Source organism: Virgisporangium aurantiacum (genome assembly GCF_016863635.1).
Classification (GTDB): Bacteria; Actinomycetota; Actinomycetes; order Mycobacteriales; family Micromonosporaceae; genus Virgisporangium; species Virgisporangium aurantiacum.
The window spans coordinates 1-19,545 of record NZ_BOPG01000080.1; the positions used below are offsets into that span (position 1 = coordinate 1).

Consider the following 19,545-nt stretch of genomic DNA (forward strand, 5'->3'; position numbering starts at 1 on the left):
GAACTGCACCACGCCGGCGTGGTTGGTGGTCGACGAGACCTGTCCGAGCACGATGCCGCGGTGCGTCCACGGTCCCATCGGGTTGGTCGCGGTGGCGTAGCGCTGGCACGCGTAGCTCGACGAGGTGACGCAGCCGCCGGTGTCGTTGGCCGCGTAGATCATGTAGTAGAGGCCGTTGCGCTTGAACATGAACGGCGCTTCCCAGTAGTTCGTCAGGCCCACCGGGGTCTCGACATTGCCGACCGTGTTGATCATGTCGGACGCGAGCCGCACCGCGCGCGGGCTCCAGTAGCCGCCCCAGTACATGTAGGCCTGGCCGTCGTCGTCGACGAACACCGTCGGGTCGATGTTGAGACCCGACGAGTTGGGCGTGCTGTCGCTGATGATCGGGCCGCCCTTGGCGTCGGTGAACGGGCCGAGCGGGCTGTTGCCGACCGCGACGCCGATGTTCATCCAGCCGGCGCCGTTCCCGTTGACCGACGTGTACCAGTAGTACCTCCCGTTTCGCGGTTCGACCTCGCTGGCCCACGCGTCGGCGCCGGCCCACGGGAACGTGCCGATGCTGGCGCGGGCGCCGCTGTCGGTCCAGTTCGCCGCGTCGGTCGACGAGAGGACCCGCCACTCGCGCATGACGAAGTTCTGCTGGCTGGTGGACGCCTCGTCGCGTCCGGCGTAGATGTACATGGTGTTGCCGACGACGAGCGGCGCCGGGTCGGCGGTGTAGATGGTGGTGACAATGGGATTGGCGGCCTGTGCGTCCGATGGAGCAAGCAGAGTCACGAACGGCGCCGCGACTACCGCGAGCAGAGCGACGAGGAGTCGTTTCATCGGCCCTCTCCGTGGATGGTGGTGACTTCGGTGGCGGTGAGTGCCCGGCTGTAGACCCGGAAGCCGTCGACGGCGCCGTCGAGGTACGGGTCGCCGGCGTACTGGGACCGGCCGATCCAGGTGGCGGTGGTGTTCGCCGGACGGTTGGTCAGCGCGGTGTTGCGGGCGACCTCGACGCCGTTGACGTACAGCACGCCGAGGGTGCCGGTCGAGGTGACGGCGACATGCGTCCACGCGCCGGTCGGCAGCGCCGCCGGTGCGTCGATGCGTTGCTCCGCACCGGATCCGGATGTGGTGATCGCGAACCGGGCGGTGCCGGCCGACGAGCGCGGGGTGAGGAACAGGTACGCGCTCGTGCCGGTGCCGAAGTCGAAGATCCGGGACCAGGTGGTGAGCGTGTCGATACGGACCCAGGTGGTGATGCTGAAAGCCGTTGCGCCGGCGAGGATCCCGCTGGGGAGGCTCACGTAGCCACCGTTCAGGTCCACGGTGCCGCCGGAGAACAGCGCGCCGCCGGCGAGCGTCGCGGTGCGGCCGTTGCCGGTGGCGTCGGCCGCGGTGGTGCCGCCGGTCTCGTTGAAGAGGTAGTGCGCGACGAACGCGGGCAGCGGGGGAGTGCTGCCGACCGTCCAGTAGACCGTGTACCGCTGCCCGTGCATGCGGTAGAACGGCAGCAGCCGCACCGATCCGGTCGTGTACTCCAGGGGCGTGGTGGTCGGCGCGATCGTGGCCGGATTCAGGGTGGGCAGCGCCGACAGGTTCGTGGTGCCGTACGCACCGGCGAGCACGACGGGCCCGACGAGCACCGCCTGCGTGGTCGCACTGTCCGGTGTGGACTCCCGGCGCACGGCCATCGGCAGGCTGACGTCGACGACGTCACCGGATGTCCAGGTGCGGTTCAGCACCGCGAAGGCGCCCGCGGCGACGGTTTGCGCCGCGCCGTTGACCGCCACCTGCGCACCCGTTGCCCAGGACGGGATCCGGATTCTGAGATCGATCTGACCCGACCCCGTGATCGTGAACCGCGTCGACGCGGCCGACGGGTAGGTCGTGTCCTGCCGGACCGTGATGCCGCGCCCCGGCCAGGTGAGCACCGACGGGATGAACAGGTTGACGTACAACGTGTTTCCACCGTTGTGGAAGTAGATGCTCTCGCCGTACTTGGTGTTGCTCTCCATGCCGGTGCCGTGACAGCAGACGAAGCTGTTGTAGTCGTTGCTGTAGGTCTTGATGCCGCCGGCCCGCAACGGCACGTAGTAGCACTGGAAACCGTGCGTGGAACTCGGGTTCTGCGAGGCGAGGATGTGGTTGTAGAGCGTCCGCTCGTAGTAGTCGAGGTAGTCGACGCGGGTGGGGTCGGTGAAGAACAGCTGCCGGGTCAGCTTGAGCATGTTGTAGCTGTTGCAGCACTCGGCCGTGGTGTCGCTCAGCTCCGACGCGATCCGGCGCGGCGCCTTGAAGTACTCGCCGTTGGAGTTGCCGCCGATCACGTACGTGTGGTCGCGCGTCACGATGGTCCAGAAGTTGGACGCGATCGTGCGGTACCGGGTGGTGCCGGTGGCGTGGTACTCGCGGATCGCGCCGATCGCCTTCGGCACCTGCGTGTTGGCGTGGTAGTTGTTCAGCGCGTCGGTTCCGGCGGCGAGCGGGTCGAAGATCTCGGCGTGGTCGAAGTGCTGGGCGGCGGCGAGGTGGTTCGGGTCGCCGGTCACCTGGTACAGGTTCGTCAGCACCTCGTTCATGCCGCCGAACTCGGTGTCGAGCATGTTCTGCCGCTGGGTCAACGTGAGCCGGTCGTTGCGGAACCTGCTCCACGCCGCCATGCCGGTGAGCACCGTGAGCGCCTGTGCGTTTCCGGCCAGCAGGTGCATGTCGAGCAGCCCGGCCATGATCTTGTGGAGCGTGTAGTACGGCGCCCACACCGACTGCCGCGCCTCGACCCGGTCGATGAAGCTCTCCGGGAACGCGCTCAGGTACCCGGTGTTGAAGCCCGCCGTGCCGGCCCGGGCCTGGCACTGCGCCAGGACCGTGACGATCGCGTCCCCCTTGGTTCTGAACGACGCGTCGCCGGTGCTGGCGTAGGCCTGGGCCAGGGCGCTCAGCCAGTGGCCGGTGGAGTGCCCGCGCAGTTCGGTGGTCGGCGACTCCCAGCCACCGCACGGCGTCGCCGCCGACGACAGCCCGACGTTGACCCGGAACATGTGCAGCATCCGGTCGATGTCGAGGAAGCTGATGTAGGCGTGCGTGCGCGCCTGGTTCTCGGCGAACGGGCTACCGGTCAGCAGCCGGACGGCCGTCAGGGGAAAGGCATAGGCGGAGACGCCGATGTCGGCGCGTGCCGCGACAGCGGGCGCACCGGGAGTGGTGGCCGCGACGGAACCCGCCGCGACGGCGGCGCCGGTCCGGAGCAACGTGCGACGCGATACAGGCATGGTGAAACCCCTTCACGGATACCGGTGAAAGAGAAGGGCGCGGGGAGGGCGCCGGGCGCGCCCTCCCCGCACGACTCACGGCCCGTAGGCCTTGACCTCGAGCAGCCCGACGGAGCCGGCACCGCTCTGCAGCACCACGCGCAACCGCGTCGTGGAGACCTGGGTGTACGTCACCCGGTTGTACTGGTTCAACCCGATCGGGTACCCGGCGGCGGACACGTCCACATAGGACGATCCATTCCAGTACTGCAGCCGGTACGACGCCGGCACCCGCACGCCCCCGTTGTCGTCGAAGAAGTACACGTCGGCCGCGTTGAGCGTCTGCGCCGACGACCACGTCAGCTCGGCCCACTGCTCACCGGTGTTCGGCCAGGTGCCCCAGCGCCGGTTCACCGTGTCGTTCGACGACGGCGGGTCGATGCCGTCGTTCAGCGCCAGCACTGACTCCCACGACGAGGTGTAGGACGCCGACGGGGTCGCCGATCCCGCCTTGTTGACCGGTTGCGGATCCGGGTCGGGATCCGGGTCCGGGCCACCGCCGCGGCCGTACGCCTGCACCTCCGTCAACCCCGTCTTGAACCCGGACGCGTGCGTCACCTGCACCCGGATCCGTTGCGTGCTCACCGACGCGAACCGCACCAGGTTGTAGTTCGCCCGTGGCGAGCCGGGCGTCTTCACCTGCGATCCGGCGTTGACGAACGCGCTCCCGTTCCAGTACTGGATGTTGTAGGACGCCGGTTGCCGGTACCGGTTGGTCGCCCGGTCGTTGCGGAAGTACAGCCGCAGTTCGTCCACCGTGCGCGCCTGGCCGAAGTTCACCTCCAGCCAGTCGGTGGCGTTCGGCGACTGGTAGGTGCCCCAGATCGGTTCGTTGATCGGGTACCCGTCGACGGCGTTGGCGCCGGCCGTCCCGGACGCCGTGTACGAGGCGGTGGTGGTGACGCCGCGCGCGTAGTTCGGCAGCGTCGACGTGAGGTCGGTGCCCGCCTTCGCGAACATGTCGACCATGCGCGGGCTGTCCTGCACCACCTGGGTCGGCGCGCGCATCCCGGCGATCGCCGTGCTGAACGTCGTGGTGCCGCCGGCCGGCAGCGACACGGCGCCGGTGGCCGGGTTGTAGACCACGCGGGTCAGCCGGTCGACGGTGAACGCGCGGGTGCCGTTGACGTACACCGAGTAGCCCTGCGGCACGCCGCTGTAGCGCGTCACGCCGTCGGCCGGATCGTCCCAGACCACCGACAGGTCGGCGCCGCGGTACCGGATGTTGTTGGCCGCGAAGTGCGTCCACCCGATGTTGATCGGCGAGAGCTCGATCTGCGCGTCGTTGCGCGGACGCAGGCCCATCACGTCCTCGATGACTGTCCAGTTGCTGCTGCCGAGGATGTTGTGGTGGATCCAGGACCGGTACGTGATCGCGGATCCGTTCCAGTCGGCCCAGAACTCGTTGGCGTCGGGCCACTGCGTGTTCCCGCCGACGTACTGCGCCCAGGCGTTCCAGTACAGCAGCTTCTTGTAGTCGTCGTTCGTCATCCACTGGTTCGGGTAGTTGCGCAGCACGTTCGAGTAGAGGCGGAACTGCACCGTGGAGTTGATCGTCGAGAAGTTGTTGCTGCCGGGCTGGCCGGCCGCCGCGGCCGCCGCCTTGTCGACCTGGTTGGCCGTGTAGAACGGGAAGATCGGGTACTGGGCCGGGTCGGCGAACAGGCGCAGCGCCTGCTTGTACTGGTCGGTGTTCGGGATCGCGCCGACGGAGAACGGGTAGTAGTTGTTGATCTCCTTCCACGGCACGAACGCGTTCGTCGACACGTGGCGGTGCTCGAACAGTTGCCGCGACGGGTTCCAGAGGACGTTGACGATCGCGCTTCGCACCCGCTCGGCGATCTGACGCATCTCGGCGGCCTTGGCGGTGTTGCCGACCGCGTCGTACGCCTGTGCCGCGGCGAGCGCCCCGCTGTAGACGTAGGCCGACTCGGCGCGGTCGAGGTTGCCGGCCCGCCAGTGGAACGAGACGGCGTCGGCGTCGTTGCCCGTCAGCGCGCCCCAGTCGTACTCGATGAGCCCGTTGTTGTCGTGGTCGTAGAACGCCAGCTGGCCCTTCACGTCGCCCTCGGCGTACCGCGCGAGGTTGCCGGCGATCGCGGGCTGCCCGCCGTGGATCTGGTACGCCCGCCAGGCGGCCTCGGCGATGTACTGGGTGTAGCTGTTCGACCAGTTCTCCGGGTCACCCGGGTTGTCCATGAACCGCGCGCCCTTCGACACCTGGCCCACCGACACCCACGGCCCGTACGAGTACTCCGGGTTGCGCAGGTACTTGAGGTCGTCGATGTGCATCGGCTGCGTCAGCACGATCGCGTTGTTGTAGCCCAGCGCGCCCTCGACCGAGATCGGGAACTGGTAGTCCTGGCCGGGGATGTCGACGTCGAGGTAGTTGAAGCGCATCAACCACCAGCGGTAGTAGAGGTTCTTCTTGATGGCCGGTTCCGGCACGTCGAGGTAGGGCACGTTCTGCGCCCACCACCGGTTGTACTCGCGAACGTGGGTGCTGAACGCCGTCGACGCGGAGAAACCCTTGTAGGAGTTGTACTCCGTCAGCGAGTCGGGCAGTTCGTTGGCGACGAAGCCCATCACGACCTTGGTGGTGACGGTCGCGCCGGCCGTCACGGTGATCGACCGGTTGAGGCCGCCGCTCGTCACCGTGAACCCGTCCGCGGACAGCCGCGGGAAGAGGGTCGTCAGGTTGTTCTTGACGTTCACCTGGCCGGTGAGTTCGTTGCCGCTGCCGGAGGTGGCGTACGGCGACGTCACCCGCAACGACACCGTGGTCGAGGCGCTGCCGTTGTTCGTCACCGCGAGGTTCGCGACCGCGACGTTGTTGTGGGTGATGAACTTCGTCTGGTCGATGCGCACGGAACCGCTGGTGTGCACCGACTTCCAGTGGCTGGGCGCCTGCCACCGCTGGTTCACCTGCTCGGTGAACGTCCCCGGCGAGGCCGCGACGGTGAACGCGCTCTGGTTGTTGATGCTCTCCCAGTACGCCACCTGGCCGGCGAACCCGAGCGTGCCTGGCGTGTGGGTCTTCATGAACAGGCCGCGGCCGCGCGACATCAGCCAGGTTCCGGCGGGGTCGTTTCCGGGACGCGCGAGCAGGCGGTCCATCCAGTAGTCGGTGCCGCCGCTCTCCGCGTCGAAGATGGCCTGCATCGTGTTGCCGGTGCTGAAGCCGACGGGGGGTGCGGGTACGGACGGGCCGTTGAACGTCGGGAAGCCGATCGTCTGTGCGGCCTGTGCGGGGAGAGTGGGCACTGTGGACAGTGCCACGGCGAGGACGGTTGTCAGGGCGAATGCCAGGCGGCGGGATGGCATCGCGTCACCTCCGGTTCAGGGTGGGGTGGTGGGGAGCCACACCCGCATGGTGGTGGGGCCGCGGCGGGCCCAGCGGTGGTAGGGAATGAGGGGGACCACGCGTGGCGAACGCGGTCCGCTCTCGAACTCGGATCCGTAGGGCCACGGCCGGTCGGCCGATGGGATGAACCAGCCCTTCACCGCGCCGTCCTCGGGGGCGACCGAGGTGTCGACGGCGAGGCTGTCGAGGTCGGCGGACGGCGTCTCCAGGTCGACGGACTCCGCGCACATCACCAGCGGGCCCGCCTCCACGGCGACGCAGCCGCGCACGGCGTCGATGCGCGGGTCCGGGAACGTCCACCGTGGACGGACGGGGAGGTCGAGGCGGAGCGTCTCGCCGGGCGTGAACCGCCGGGCGACGCGCACCTGGCCGGGGTGAACGGGTCGGGTTGACCCGTTCTCGGTGAGCGTCGCGCCGGCGGCCCAGGCCGGTACGCGCAGCGTGAGCTCGCGTGCCGGAGAAGATGACCCAGCCGGGCCCGGGTCGGTGACCGTGATCGTCACCGAGCCTTCGTCCGGGTAGTAGGTGCGCATTTCCAGACCGAGACCACCGGCGGTGACGTCGAGGTCGGCGTACTGGTGCACCTGCGCGCCGGCGTCGTTCTCGGTCACCAGGTACGTCTCCAGGCTGGCGAGCAGCCGGCCGACGTTCGGCAGGCAGCAGGACACCTCGAACCAGGGCGCGCGCGGGCCGCCGCCGAAGCGCAGTTGCGGCCGGTCGGTCGGCACGATGACGGTGGGCGTGCGCTGGTGCAGCGTGTTGGCGTAGAAGAAGCTGCGACCGTCGTCGGCGACCGCGGTGGCGATCACGTTGAACAGCACCCGTTCCACGATGTCGCCGTAGCGCGTCTCGCCGGTGGCCAGCAGCAGCCGGTGCGCCAGCATCACGGTCGCGACGCCCGCGCACGTCTCCACGTAGGAGCGGTCGGCGGGCAGCACGAAGTCGTCGCCGAAGGACTCGTCGAGGTGCCGCGAGCCCATCCCGCCGGTGAGATAGGTGCGCCTGCTGAGCGTCCGATCGAATTGCCTTTGCACGGCGGAGAGCAACTCGCCGTCGCCGGTCTCGACCGCGACGTCGACCGCGCCCATGGCCAGATACAGCGCGCGGACGGCGTGCCCGCGGAACACCTCGGCCTTGCGCACCGGAACGTCGTCCTGGAAGTAGGCCCAGCCGAACTCGTGCTCGGGAAGGCTGCGGTGGCCGCGCCGCTCGACGAACCGGCGGGCCTGGTCGAGGTAGCGCTCCTCGCCGGTGACCCGGTACAGCTCGACGAGACCGGGCTCGATCTCGGGATGGCCGCAGACGCCCGGGTTCCCGCCGTCGGCGAATTCGGTGCAGATGTGGTCGGCGGCCCGCCGGGCCACGTCCACCAGTTCGGGGGACGCGCCGGTGCGCGCCGCCGCGGCCGCGGCCTGGAGCAGGTGACCGGCGCAGTAGAGCTCGTGGCCGAAGTTCAGGTCGTGGTAGCGGGGCGGCTGGCCGGGGCGGCCGTACGCGGTGGACAGGTAGCCGTCGGGCGCCTGCGCCGATCTCGCCAGCCCGGCCAGTTCGGCGATCTCGGCGGTGTGGTCGTTGCGAACCGAGTCCCAGCACAGCGCCTCCGTGAGCTTGTAGATCTCGGAGTCGGCGAACTCGCGGCCGCGGCGCTCCGTGGGGGACGCGGTGAAGTTGCCGGCCCAGCCCTCCCGGCGCATCCAGGCGAAGCAGTGCGCGAGCGTGTCGGTGCTGTTCACGGCCTGCCGGCGGCCCCAGAATCCGCCGGTGAGGCGGGCGGCGGTGAGCGGGACGGGCCGAAGGGTGCCACTGGTCGGAACGACCGGCCCGACGGAATCGATCATATGCACTCCTCCGAGCGTGAGTCCGACCTCCGGCTGCCGCCCTCCGGCTGCCGCCGAAACGACCGAAAACCTTTTCGGAATGTTCGCATCGATGTGCGTAAGTGTCAACGGCTCGCCGCGCGAGCGGCTGTCGGAATGGTTGATCGGAAACTGTGCATGCGCGGCTATGCTGGCCGAAACGTTTTCGGCCAGGGGCAGGCCGTGGTGCGGGTGGGGGCGCGGATGGCGCGGCAGTGGTCCGGTGTGACGTTGTCCGACGTCGCCAAGCGCGCCGGTGTCTCGGTGGCGACGGCGTCGAAGGCGCTCAACGCGCGCGACGAGGTGGCACCGGCCACCCGGCAGCGCGTCCTGCAGGCCGCCGACGAGCTGGCGTTCCAGCCCAACGTGCTGGCCCGGGGGCTGATCTCCGGCAACACCCGCACGATCGGGCTGCTCACCGACGAGCTGGCGGCCGCCCGGTTCACCATCCCGGTGCTGCTCGGCGCCGAGAACGCGCTGGGCAACGAGCAGATGAGCGTGCTGCTGTGCGACGCCCGCGGCGACGCGATCCGCCGCCGCCACTACATCCGCACCCTGCTCGCGCGGCAGGTCGACGGGTTCATCGTGGTCGGCGACCGCAACGACGTGCGGGCGTCGCTCACCCGCGACATCCCGGTGCCGGTCGTCTACGTGTACTGCGAGTCCGACGATCCGGACGACCTGTCGATCATCGCCGACGACGAGGGCGGCGCGCGGCTGGCCGCCGAGCACCTGGTGTCGCTGGGCCGCCGCCGGATCGCCCACATCACCGGTGACCCGGCCTACCGGGCCGCCCGCGACCGGGCGTCGGCGGCGCGCGCCGTGCTCGACGAGGCCGGGTTGGAGCCGGCCGGCGAGCCGCTGTTCGGCCAGTGGTCGCAGCGGTGGGGCCGGCACGCCGTGGGCGCCCTGCTCACCGCGCAACCCGACGTCGACGCGATCTTCTGCGGCAGCGACCAGGTCGCCTACGGCGTCCTCGAGGGCCTGCGCGACTTCGGGCGGGCCGTCCCCGACGACGTGGCCGTGGTCGGGTACGACAACTGGGAACTGCTCGCCACCGAGTCGCGCCCGCCGCTCACCACCGTCGACGTGAACCTGGAGCAGTTGGGCGCCGCTGCCGTGCGTCACCTCTTCGCCGCCCTCGACGGCCAGGCCGCGACCGGCGTCATCCGCCACCCGGGCCGCCTGATCGTCCGCGAGTCCACCGGCGTCGCCCTACCGCCCGGGCCGTATTCGTAAAGATCACTGAGCGCTAGGCTCGGCGCCATGGACGAGCCACTGCTGAGCCTGCGCAGCTTCATCGACGCGGTCGACTCCTTCGGCGAGCTGAAGCGGGTGCCGGGCGCCCACTGGGAACTGGAAATCGGTGCCATCGCGGAACTGAGTTACCGCGCCCGGAAGCCGCACGCGTTGCTGTTCACCGACATCGAGGGTTACCCCGGCGGCGGCCGGGTGCTCACCGGCAGCACGGGTTCGGCCCGCCGGCTCGGGCACACGCTGCGGCTCGGCGACGACCTCGACAACGCCGGCGTGGTCGCCGCGCTGCGCGGCAAGCCGTCGCAGTGGGCCGCCGGCGCGAAAAACTTCCCGATGCTGCCGGTCGACGACGCGCCGCTGCTGGCCAACGAGGTCACCGGCGAGAAGGTCGACCTGCTGTCGTTCCCCGTGCCGCGCTGGCACGGCAACGACGGCGGCCGGTTCATCGGCACCGGCTGCCTGGTGATCACCAGCGATCCCGACACCGGCGTGCACAACGGCGGCTGCTACCGCATGGAGGTGCAGGACGACGGGCGCAGCACCACGATCGCGGCCGTACCCGGCAAGCACGGTGCCCAGCACATCCAGAAGTGGTTCGACAAGCACGGCCGGGCCCCGGTGACCGTCTCGTTCGGGCACGATCCGCTGCTGCTGGCGCTCGGCGGCACCGAGGTGCCGGGCGGCGTCTCGGAACTGGAGTACGCCGGTGCCGTCCTCGGCGAGCGGGTGCCGGTGGTGATCGGCCCCGACACCGGGCTGCCGATCCCGGCCGGCAGCGAGATCGCCATCGAGGGCTGGCTGCGTCCGGACCTCAAGCGCGACGAGGGTCCGTTCGGCGAGTGGACCGGTTACTACTCCGGCAAGCGCCGTCCGTGCCTCACGATGGAGATCACCCGCCTCTACCACCGGGACGACCCGATCCTGCTCGGCGCGCCCCCCGGCCGCCCGCCGCACGACTACTCGTACATGCGCACCGTGATGAAGTCCGCGATGATCGAGGACGAGCTCGTGAGCTCCGGCGTGCAGGGGGTCCGCGGCGCGTGGGCGCACGAGGCGGGCGGCGGCCGGCTCTTCGTGGCGGTGTCGGTGGAGCAGAAGTACCCGGGCCACTCCCGTCAGGTCGGCTACCTCACGGCGCAGGGCCCGGCCGCCGCGTACATGAACCGGTACGTGGTGGTCGTCGACCACGACATCGACCCGTCGAACCTCGAAGAGGTCGTGTGGGCCATGTCGACCCGCAGCGACCCGGCCACCGACATCGAGGTGATGAAGCGCAGCTGGGCCAGCCGCCTCGACCCGATGCTCCCCGAGGACGCCCCGGCGACGTTCAACAGCCGCGCGGTGATCGACGCCTGCCGCCCGTTCGAACGCCTGAAGACCTTCCCCAAGGTCGCCGAAAGCCCCCCGGAGTACCTGGCCGAGATCCGCGCGAAGTGGGCCTCCGCCCTGGACTGAGCCTGCCCCCGGCGTGGATCTTGGACTCCCTGCGGTGCTGGAGGCCCTCAGGGAGTCCAAGATCCACGAACTGGGGTCACGTCACCGAGAGGGGGTTGTCGGAAGGACGGTAGCGATATATCGTTACTGCCATGAGAGATATCTTTGGAGACCCGCGTCAGCGGGATCCACGCGAAGGATGGGCGCGGTTCCCGCGTCGCCATCACCACCACGAGTTCCCCGAGCACCCGGCGCGACGTCTGCGCGAGGTGCACAGGGAAATGCGCCGTCACCGCGGTAGGGGCAGGGTGCCCCGCGGCGATGTCCGCGCCGCCGTGCTCCTGTTGCTCAACGACGGGCCGATGCACGGCTACCAGCTCATGCAGGCGATCGCCGACCGCACCCAGGGGCGCTGGCAGCCCAGCCCGGGCGCGATCTACCCGACGATCAGCCAGCTCGAGGACGAGGGCCTGCTGACGCTGCTGGCCAGCGCCGGACGCAAGCTCGCGACGCTCACCGACGCCGGTCGCGAGTACGTCGCCGACAACTCCAGCAGCTGGGCCGACCCGTTCGCCCCGTTCACCGGGGAGGAGCAGACGGTCGACCTGCGCGAGGGGCTGGAGCAGTTGCACGCGGCCGCGCGTCAGGTGGCCCGCACCGGAACGGCCGCGCAGGTCGAGGCGGCCGGCAAGGTGCTCGCCGACGCCCGGCGGGCGCTGTACCTGCTGCTCGCCGGCGAAGCCAGCGAAACCGCCGGCGAACCCGCCGAGCCCGAACAGGAGACGAACAGGGACGAGACCGCCGGCTGATCACGGCCGGCGGCCCCGCCCCCGACTCAACCCCGGTGCGACCCGACCGGCTCGGGCTTCGCCAGGCTCGTCGGCGCCGGCCGCTCCAGTGCCGCGCCCTCCACGTCGAGCACCGGCAGCCACCGCAACCACGACGGCAGCCACCACGCGGCCCGGCCGAGCAGGCTCAACGCCGCCGGCACCGCGATCATCCGGACCACCACGGCGTCGAACAGGATGCCGACGGCCAGCGCGAACGCGATCGGCTTGATCGTGGCGTTGCCGTCCGGAACGAAGCCCGCGAACACCGCGAACATGATCGTCGCCGCGGCCAGCACGACCGGCGCGGCCTGCCGGAAGCCGGTGACGACGGCGTCGCGCGGAGACGCGCCGTGCGCGTGCGCCTCGTGCATCCGGGATACCAGGAACACCTGGTAGTCCATCGCGAGGCCGAACAGGATGCCGATCACGATGATCGGGGCCAGGCTCAGCAGCGGTCCGGTCGTCTCCGCGTTGACCACGGCCGTGAGCCAGCCCCACTGGAACACCGCCGTGGTCGCGCCGAGCGCCGCGCCGATGGTCAGCAGGAAGCCGAGCACACCGGTCACCGGCACCAGGATCGAGCGGAACACCAGCACCAGCAGGACCAGTGCCAGCCCGACCACCAGCACCAGGTAGCGGGGGAGGGCCCGGTCGAGGGTCTGCGCGACGTCGACGCTGACGGCGGTCTGGCCGGTCACGTAGACGCCGTCGGCGTCCTCGAACGTGTCGCGCAGCGCGTGCACGAGGTTCACGGTCTCCTCGCTGTCGGGCCCCGATTTCGGGATCACCGTGACCAGCGCGGCGGTGTCGTCGGCGTTCGGCCGCGGCGGCGACACCACCGCGACGTCGGCCAGGCCACGCGCCTGGTCCGCGACGGTCGCGGCCCGTCCGGCGGCGTCGGCGCCATCGACCAAGATCAATAGTGGACCCGCGAAGCCCGGCCCGAAGTTCGCCGAGATGATCTCCTCGGCGCGGGCCTGGGTGCTGCCCTCGGGTGTCGGCTGGATCAGCGAGGTGCGCATGTCGAGCACCGGGATCGCGACGACGGCCAGCGCCACCACCGCCACCAGCAGGCTCGCCCAGCGCCAGTGCGTCACCACGCCGGCCCAGCGCCGGTAGATCTTCCGCTGGGTGTCCTCCTCGGTGAACGCCGTCGGGTCCTTGCGCATGCGGCGCGGCAGCGCGCGCGTCCCGATGAAGGCCAGTACCGACGGGACCAGCGTGACCGCGACCAGCACCGCGACCACGATGGTGGCCGCCGCCGCCATACCCATCTCGGCCAGGAACGGGATGCCGGCGATGGCGAGCCCGGCCAGCGCGATCACCACGGTCAACCCGGCGGTGACCACCGCGGACCCGGCCGTGCCGACCGCCATCGCGGCCGCCTCCTCCCGGGGCCGCCCACGCAGCAGCTCGTGCCGGTACCGCGTGACGATGAACAGCGTGTAGTCGATGCCGACGGCGAGCCCGAGCATGATCGCGAGGATCGGCGTGGTCGACTGCAGGTCGACGAACCCGGTGAGCGTGGTGATGCCGAGCGCGCCGATCGCGACGCCGGCGAGCGCGGTGAGCAGGTTCATGCCGGCGGCCACGAGGCTGCCGTACGTGACGGCCAGCACCAGCAGCGCCACCACCACGCCGATCGCCTCGGCCGGGCCGCCGATGTCGGCGCCGCTCTCCTGCGACGCCTCGCCGGTCACCTCGACGGTGAGGCCGTCGGCGGACGCCGCCGCCAGCAGCGCGTCGCGCTCCTCGGGCGTGATGTCGGGCGGCTGCACCGCGTACGTCACCGTGCTGAACGCGGCCCGCTGGTCCTGCGACACCGTGGGCGCGGCCGGGTCGAGCGGGTTCGACGCGTCGGTGACGCCGGGCAGCGACTTCAGCTTCTCCACGAGCTGCGCGACCCGGGCGGCGCGGTCCGGGTCGGTGACCTTCGTGCCCTCGGGCGCGAGCATCACCACGCGGGCGGTGGCGCCGCTGCTGCCCGCGCCGAAGCGCTCGTCGATGAGGTCGAGCGCCGTCGTCGACTCCTGGCCCGGGATGCTGAAGCTGTTGACGGTCTTGCCGGACAGGGCGTACGCGCCCACGCCGAGCCCGACCAGCGCCAGCAGCCAGATCGCCAGCACGATCGCCCGGTGCCGGAACGACGCCCGGCCGAGGCGGTAGAGAACGGTTGCCACTTCAGGGTCTCCTTGCGGTTGTCAGCCCTTGCGGGCTGACGGGATCTGCGCGTGCTGCGCGTGGCCGAGGGTGTCGTAGGCCGCGGCGATCAGGTGGTCGCGCACGTCCTCGGGGGGCGCGTCGCGCAGCGCGATGCCGGCGACGGCCAGCGCGCCGAGCGCGCCCACCACGCGGACCCGCCGGGGCAGCGCGGCCGGTGACGGCGGTTCGGGGGTCAGCGGCCCGTCGCCGAACGCGCCGATCACCGATTCGCCGATGTCGAGCAGCAGCGGGGTGTCCTCGACCCGGTCGATCGTGCTGAACACGCTGAGCAGGAGCGCCACGACGCCGGGGCGGCGCAGGGTGAGGTCGACCAGGGCGGTGAGCACCGCCCGGTCCCGGTCGGGCCCGACCGGCAGCGCGGCGACGTCGTCGGCGATCTGCCGGCACAGGCCGACGCAGTGCTCGACCACGGCCGCCCAGATGGCCTCCTTGCTGGGGAAACGGTGCAGCAGGCCGGTCTTCGAGTAGCCGGCCGCGTCGGCGATGCTCTGCACCGACGTCTCCTTGAACCCGTGCCGGGCGAAGAGGGTCGACGCCTGCTCGACGATCTCGTCGTCGATCTGCTGTTTCGTGGGCCGGGGCACCGGACCATCTTAGTCCGCTGCGGACCACCTCGGTCCAATGCGGACCATCGTGGTCCTCGTCACGCCGGGTCGAACCGGACGAACGCGCGCAGCGTTCCGGCACCGAGATCGCGGGTCTCCGCGTAACCGAGGCTCTCGTAGAAGGCGCGCTGGCCGGGGTCGTCGTCGGTGAGCAGCACCTTCTGGCGGACGCCCGCGTACCGGTCCAGCACGGCGGTGGCCAGGGCGCGGCCGACCCCGGTGCGGTGCTCGTCGGGCCGCACCAGGATGTCCTGGAGGTAGCAGATCGTCGCGCCGTCGGAGACCGCCCGCGCCAGCCCGACGAGCCGGCCGCCCCGGCGCGCCGTCACCACGAACGAGGACCCGGCGACGGCGGCGCGGAGCACGTCGGGTTCCGCGGTGTACGCCGTCCAGCCGACCGATCCGTAGAGGTCGAGCAGCTCGTCGAGCGGCACGTCGGTGGTCTGTTCCACGGTCAACTCATTCATCAGACGGGCTCCGCGCGGGGTGGGACGGGTGAGCGGGCGGCGGTGGCGTCGGTCACCGGGACGGCGCCCTCCGTGAAGCGGTCCAGGGCGGCGCCGTGCACCACGCGGGCCGGGAACACGTCGCGGGCGGCCGACACCCCGAGGTCCACCGCGGGCAGGTCGGCACCGGCGAGCAGCACCACGTTGCCGAAGCGCCGTCCGCGCAGCACCGCCGGTTCGGCGATCAGGAGTACGTCGGGGAACGCGGTGCGCAGCGTCGCCACCTGGTCGCGCACGTACGTGAGCTGCCCGCCGTCGGACAGGTTGGTGGCGTACCAGCCGCCGGGGCGCAGCACCCGCGCGAACGCCGCCGCGGCCGTCACCGGGCTCAGGCTGGCCGGGACGCTGGCGCCGTCGTACACGTCGGCGACCAGCAGGTCGAAGGCGGCCGCGGGCAGGTCGTCGAGGGCGGCGCGGGCGTCGGCGGTGTGTACCCGGATGTCGGCGCCGGCCGGCAGCGGCAGCACCCGGCGGACCAGGCCGGTGAGCGTCGCGTCCCGTTCGATCACGAGCTGGGCCGAGCCGGGCCGCGTCGCGGCGACGTAGCGCGGCAGGGTGAACGCGCCGCCACCGAGATGAAGGGCGTCGATGGGACGCCCGCGGGGCGCGACGACGTCGACGACGTCGCCCAGCCGCCGCATGTACTCGAACTCCAGCCGCGTGGGGTCGGCGGTGTCCACATGGGACTGTTGCGTGCCGTCGATGAACAAAGTCCACCCGGTGGGGTCGTCGACGTCGGGAACCAGCGCGGCGAGGCCGAACTCCACCCGCTCCGCGTGCCCGACCGGTTCGAGCGGCGGGTCGGCGCGGTTCTCGATCACCGCCCGGCCAGCTCGACGGCCGCGGCGACCATCGCGGCGGTCGCGGCGTCGTCGCGCATCCACAGCGGGACGGCGCGCACGGGCACCCCGTCGACCACGGTGCCCGCGTCGACGGTGTCGACCAGCCAGCCGTCCAGCAGTCCCCCCGACGACCGGGCGCCGTACAGGCCGCCGACGCCGGCGGCGCTGCACTCGACGCCCACCGCGCGCAGGCAGCGGTCGGCCATGCCGAGCACGGGCGCGTCGCCGATGATCCCGGACACGCCGATCACCGGCGCCGGCGATTTCACGATCGCGTCGCGCACGCCCGGCACCGCCAGGATCGGCCCGATGCTCACCACCGGGTTGCTCGGCCCGATCAGCACCAGGTCGGCGCCGGCTATCGCCGCCAGCACGCCGGACGCGGCGGTCGCGGTGGCGGCGCCGTCGAACTCGAAGCGGACGACGCCGGGCGCGCCCCGGTGCCGCACCCACCACTCCTGGAAGTGCATCGTGCCGTCGTTCTCCGTGACGACGTGCGTCTCGAAGTGGTCGTCGCTCGCCGGGAGCAGCTCGACGCCGAGGTCCCAGCGGCGGCACAGCTCGGCGGTTGCCTCCGACAGCGTGCGGCCGGCGGCCAGCATCCCGGTGCGGACGAGGTGCGTGGCCAGGTCGCGGTCGCCCAACCCGAACCAGCTCTGCGGGCTGCCGTAGGCGGCGAGCTCCTCCTTGACCACCCAGGTCTCGCCGGCCCGGCCCCAGCCGCGCTGGCGGTCGTTGCCGCCGCCGAGCGTGTACATCACCGTGTCGAGGTCGGGGCAGATCGTCAACCCGTGCATGGTGACGTTGTCACCCACATTGACGACCGCGGTGACCGACCCGCCCGGCCCGGCCCAGGCCTTGACGCCGGACAGGAAACGGGCACCGCCGACACCCCCGGCCAGCACGACAATCCGCATGCGGACCATCCTCGCGGATGTCGCGACCGGCGATCGTCGAAGGGGTGCCGATGGGCGTGACGATCCTCCACCGGTGATGAAGACGGAGCGGAATGTAACCGCTGAATATCAGTGTGGCGATACCCGCAACCGGGGATGGATCCTTGAGCGTCAAGCGGGTACATGTGGATACAACGTGACGAGCCGCCCATGCCCCGGGCACTCGTCACCGGCACGACAAAGGCGGTGGCTCGGGGATGCGTAGACGAAGCCGCAGGCGTCGTGACCGGAACGTGTTCGTGAATCTCATCGCGCTGGTGCTGTGCAGTGCGCTCGCCGGTGTCATCGTGGCCGCCCTGGTGTTCCCGGTGGTGGCGATGGGCGGCCTCACCGCGCGCAGCGCCACCGACGCGTTCGAGGAGCTGCCCACCGACATCAACGTCCTGCCGTCGCCGCAGGTCAGCTACGCGTACGCCAGCGACGGGAAGACGTTGCTGGCCCGCTTCTACGACGAGAACCGGCAGGACGTGCCGATCACCGCCGTGGCACCGGTGATGCGGCAGGCGGTGGTGGCGGCCGAGGACGCCCGGTTCTACCAGCACAACGGCGTCGACCTGAAGGGCATCGCGCGCGCGTTCGTCAACAACCAGCGGGGCGGCGACACGCAGGGCGCGTCGACGTTGACGATGCAGCTGGTGCGGCAGATCTTCTCGTACTCGGCGAAGACCCCGAAGGAGGTCATCGCCGCGACCGAGGACACGCCCGAGCGCAAGCTCGCCGAGATCAAGCGGGCGCTGGCCCTGGAGAAGACGCTCACCAAGGAGCAGATCCTCGAGCGGTACATGAACATCGCCGCGTTCGGCAACGGCGCGTACGGCGTCTACGCCGCGAGCCTGGTCTACTTCGGCAAGGCGCCCGCCGACCTGACGCTCGGCGAGGCGGCGCTGCTGGCCGGCCTGCCGAAGGCGCCGGGTTCCTACAACCTCGCCAACCCGAAGGGGCTCACCGCGGCGCTGGCCCGCCGCGACAACTACGTGCTGCCGCAGATGGTCGAGCTCGGCTACATCACGCAGGCCCAGGCCGACGAGGTCGTCGCGGCCGGCGCGCCGAAGATCGTCGGGCAGCGCACGCCCGAGGGCTGCACCGAGGTCCAACCGCCGCAGTTGAACGGCGGGTTCTTCTGCGACTACCTCAAGCGCTGGTGGGAGCAACAGGCGGCGTTCGGCGCCGACACCTACGAGCGGCTGAACAAGCTGCACTCGGCCGGCTACCGCATCGTCACCACGCTCGACCTGCAGGCCCAGAACGCCGCGATGGCCAACATCCGCAAGGTGATGGACAAGAAGAAGGACCAGCACCAGGCGATGATGCTCGCCGCGGTGGAGCCGAACACGGGACGCGTGCGCTCGCTGGCCGTCAACCGCGTGTTCAGCAACGACCAGCGCGGCAACGGGCTGAACACCAACCCCGACAAGCGGGGGATGAAGGGCAACTACCCCAACACGACCGTGCCGCTGCTCAGCGCCGGCGGCGAGGTGCAGGGATACCAGGTCGGGTCGGCGATGAAGATCTTCACGGTGGTCGCGGCGCTCGAACAGGGCCTGCCGCTGTCGACCGAGATCGACACCGTCTCGCCGTACCACTCGAAGTACCCGGTCGACCGGAACAGCCCGGCGAAGTGCCCGGAGGGGCCCTACTACTGCCCGGAGAACTCCGGCGGGAAGCCGATGGGCAAGCGCGACATGTGGACCGGGCTCGGCTCGTCGGTGAACACCTACTTCGTGCCGTTGCAGGAGCGCATCGGCGCGGAGCACGTCGTCGAGGTCGCGCAGCGCATGGGGCTGCAGTTCCACAACGACGAGGACCGCAAGCTGGCGGCGCGCCCGCACCAGTGGGGCGCGTTCACGCTGGGCGTCACCGACCAGACGCCGCTGGAGATGGCCAACGCGTTCGCGACGCTCGCCGCCGACGGCAAGTACTGCAAGCCGATACCGGTGCAGGAGATCAAGGACGACAAGGGCAAGCCGATCCCCGGCGCCGAGACCGACTGCAAGCAGGTGATCCGGCCCGACGTGGCCCGCGCCGCGATCGACGCCGCCCGCTGCCCGGTGGGTGACAGCTCGCAGTTCGGCAAGTGCGGCGGCACCGGCACCGCCCCCGACAGCCGGGGGATCATCGGCTACCCCATCTTCGGAAAGACCGGCACCACCGACGACGAGCGGTCCGCGACGCTGGTGATCTCGACCCGGCAGCTGACGTTCGCCGGCTTCTACACCGACCCCGACTGGCCCCGCACCCACGAACGGTTCAAGCACCCCGCCCCCGGCGGCGTGAACCCGGTGGTCCAGGGCGCCCTGCGCGACGCCATGAAGGGCAAGCCGGCGCAGGGCTTCCCGCGCCCCAGCAACCGGATCGCGCTCGGCACGTAGAAAT

Annotated in this window: 13 protein-coding genes; 4 read left to right on the forward strand and 9 right to left on the reverse strand. The window is 70.7% G+C overall.

From position 1 onward, the window contains the following. From Vau01_RS50175 to Vau01_RS50190, 4 genes are all read right to left on the reverse strand, one after another. A partial coding sequence (locus Vau01_RS50175; protein ID WP_204008254.1) for a family 43 glycosylhydrolase occupies window positions 1–828 on the reverse strand: 828 nt, incomplete at its 3' end. Continuing rightward, complete coding sequence (locus tag Vau01_RS50180; RefSeq protein ID WP_204008256.1) at window positions 825–3,260, reverse strand: glycoside hydrolase family 127 protein; 2,436 nt, start codon at window positions 3,258–3,260, stop codon at window positions 825–827. The genes Vau01_RS50175 and Vau01_RS50180, both read right to left, overlap by 4 nt. A gap of 75 nt (window positions 3,261–3,335) precedes the next feature. Then, a complete protein-coding gene (locus Vau01_RS50185; RefSeq protein WP_204008258.1) occupies window positions 3,336–6,623 on the reverse strand; it encodes an MGH1-like glycoside hydrolase domain-containing protein in 3,288 nt (1,095 codons plus the stop codon). Between the two features lie 15 nt (window positions 6,624–6,638). Then, window positions 6,639–8,501, reverse strand: coding sequence for a glycoside hydrolase family 127 protein (locus tag Vau01_RS50190; RefSeq protein ID WP_204008259.1), 1,863 nt, complete (start codon window positions 8,499–8,501; stop codon window positions 6,639–6,641). Window positions 8,502–8,723: 222 nt separating this feature from the next. On the opposite strand from Vau01_RS50190, the gene Vau01_RS50195 reads away from it, so the two are divergent. The 3 genes from Vau01_RS50195 to Vau01_RS50205 all read left to right on the forward strand — a co-directional run bounded on the left by Vau01_RS50195 (window position 8,724) and on the right by Vau01_RS50205 (window position 12,019). Further along, complete coding sequence (locus Vau01_RS50195; RefSeq protein ID WP_204008344.1) at window positions 8,724–9,758, forward strand: LacI family DNA-binding transcriptional regulator; 1,035 nt, start codon at window positions 8,724–8,726, stop codon at window positions 9,756–9,758. Window positions 9,759–9,785: 27 nt separating this feature from the next. Then, a complete protein-coding gene (locus Vau01_RS50200) occupies window positions 9,786–11,231 on the forward strand; it encodes a UbiD family decarboxylase (RefSeq protein WP_204008261.1) in 1,446 nt (481 codons plus the stop codon). A 287-nt stretch (window positions 11,232–11,518) separates the two neighbouring features. Continuing rightward, window positions 11,519–12,019, forward strand: coding sequence for a PadR family transcriptional regulator (locus Vau01_RS50205; protein ID WP_204008263.1), 501 nt, complete (start codon window positions 11,519–11,521; stop codon window positions 12,017–12,019). A gap of 26 nt (window positions 12,020–12,045) precedes the next feature. On the opposite strand, the gene Vau01_RS50210 is transcribed toward Vau01_RS50205, so the two are convergent. The 5 genes from Vau01_RS50210 to cofD are packed head-to-tail and all read right to left on the reverse strand — an operon-like array spanning window position 12,046 to window position 17,133. Further along, window positions 12,046–14,220 (reverse strand): MMPL family transporter, encoded by a 2,175-nt coding sequence (locus Vau01_RS50210; RefSeq protein WP_204008265.1) that lies wholly within the window; start codon window positions 14,218–14,220, stop codon window positions 12,046–12,048. A gap of 21 nt (window positions 14,221–14,241) precedes the next feature. Beyond that, on the reverse strand, window positions 14,242–14,847 hold the full coding sequence (locus Vau01_RS50215) for a TetR/AcrR family transcriptional regulator (RefSeq protein ID WP_204008267.1): 606 nt from the start codon (window positions 14,845–14,847) through the stop codon (window positions 14,242–14,244). Window positions 14,848–14,906: 59 nt separating this feature from the next. Then, window positions 14,907–15,335, reverse strand: a complete 429-nt coding sequence (locus Vau01_RS50220; protein ID WP_204008269.1) for a GNAT family N-acetyltransferase — start codon at window positions 15,333–15,335, stop codon at window positions 14,907–14,909. Continuing rightward, a complete protein-coding gene (locus Vau01_RS50225; protein WP_308440519.1) occupies window positions 15,335–16,195 on the reverse strand; it encodes a spermidine synthase in 861 nt (286 codons plus the stop codon). Before Vau01_RS50225 ends, Vau01_RS50220 begins: the two co-directional genes overlap by 1 nt. Continuing rightward, complete coding sequence (cofD, locus tag Vau01_RS50230) at window positions 16,192–17,133, reverse strand: 2-phospho-L-lactate transferase (protein ID WP_204008271.1); 942 nt, start codon at window positions 17,131–17,133, stop codon at window positions 16,192–16,194. The genes Vau01_RS50225 and cofD overlap by 4 nt, the downstream gene beginning before the upstream one ends. Window positions 17,134–17,369: 236 nt before the next feature. Between cofD and Vau01_RS50235 the strand changes: the two genes are divergently transcribed. Next, a complete protein-coding gene (locus tag Vau01_RS50235) occupies window positions 17,370–19,541 on the forward strand; it encodes a transglycosylase domain-containing protein (protein WP_204008273.1) in 2,172 nt (723 codons plus the stop codon). Window positions 19,542–19,545: the final 4 nt, after the last annotated feature.